The sequence below is a fragment of the Pseudonocardia pini genome (assembly GCF_013870575.1).
In the GTDB taxonomy this organism is placed as follows: domain Bacteria; phylum Actinomycetota; class Actinomycetes; order Mycobacteriales; family Pseudonocardiaceae; genus Pseudonocardia; species Pseudonocardia pini.
The window spans coordinates 1-1,024 of sequence record NZ_JACBXB010001225.1; the positions used below are offsets into that span (position 1 = coordinate 1).

A 1,024-nucleotide genomic window follows, 5' to 3' on the forward strand; every position below is an offset into this window, starting at 1 on the left:
GAGCTCGGCGAGGACCCCGAGGCTGCCCGCGGGGACGGCGAGCCCGTCGAGCCGGGCGACGGCGGCGTTGCGCGCCTCGAGATCGGGCGCCGCGACGGTCGGGAAGGTCTGCTCGGAGGTCTCGCTCACGGCCCCTTCCTACCGTCCGGCCCACCCTTGAGGTGGAGGGGGAGTCCCGCGACGAGCAGCACCACCTCGTCGCAGACCGCGGCGAGCGCGGCGTTGAGCGCCCCCAGCTCGTCTCGGAACAGCCGCCCGGCGCGGGTCGAGGGCACCACACCCAAGCCCACCTCGGCGGACACCAGGACGCATTCCGACGCCTGCGACACCGCCGTGACCAGCGCGGACACCGGGTCCTCGACCGAGGCGGACGGGTCCTCCCAGGCCCCGGCCGCGTCGAGCACGCCGGTCAGCCAGGTGGCCAGGTCGTCGACCAGGAGCAACCCCGGCCCGGCGAGCTCGGCGACCAGGTCGGGGGACTCGACCGTCGTCCATCCCGCCGGGCGCCGCTCCACGTGCCGCGCGATCCGTGCCTGCCACTCGGCGTCCGCCGGGTCCCGACGGGCGGTGGCCGCGTACCGGACCGGGGCGTCCGCGGGCAGCAGCGCCTCTGCGTACCCCGACTTGCCGGAGCGGGTGCCGCCGAGGACGAGTGTCCTCACGACACCTGCGCGCCGCGCTCCACCCGGGGCTTCGGCACCCGCAGCTTGCGGATCTGGCTGGCCCGGGTGAACGCGTACCAGCCGGTGCCGAGCCCGCTGATCCGCTCGTTCGGGAACTTCGCCCGCGCCTGCTTGGTGGTCCGCATCCCCAGCACGACGCCCTCCGCGACCATGATCGCCAGCGCCACCAGGGAGAACAGGCTCAGGTACTGCTGCACCGACGGGATCGGCAGCAGGACGGAGATCAGCACGATGACCGCGAGCGGCATGAACAGGCCCATGATGTGCGGCCGCGAGTCCACGACGTCTCGGATGTAGGCCTTGACCGGACCGCGGTCGCGGGGGAGCAGCACGCGCTCGTC

The 1,024-nt window shown here is 74.1% G+C and carries 2 protein-coding genes; both read right to left on the minus strand.

The genetic code is table 11. The annotated features are described in order from the left end of the window. Positions 1 to 125: 125 nt before the first annotated feature. Positions 126 to 662: a bifunctional adenosylcobinamide kinase/adenosylcobinamide-phosphate guanylyltransferase gene (locus H5J29_RS34035; RefSeq protein ID WP_181784957.1), complete on the minus strand. Its 537-nt coding sequence runs from the start codon at positions 660 to 662 to the stop codon at positions 126 to 128. Next, a partial coding sequence (locus H5J29_RS34040; RefSeq protein ID WP_181784958.1) for a DUF3043 domain-containing protein occupies positions 659 to 1,024 on the minus strand: 366 nt, incomplete at its 5' end. The genes H5J29_RS34040 and H5J29_RS34035, both read right to left, overlap by 4 nt.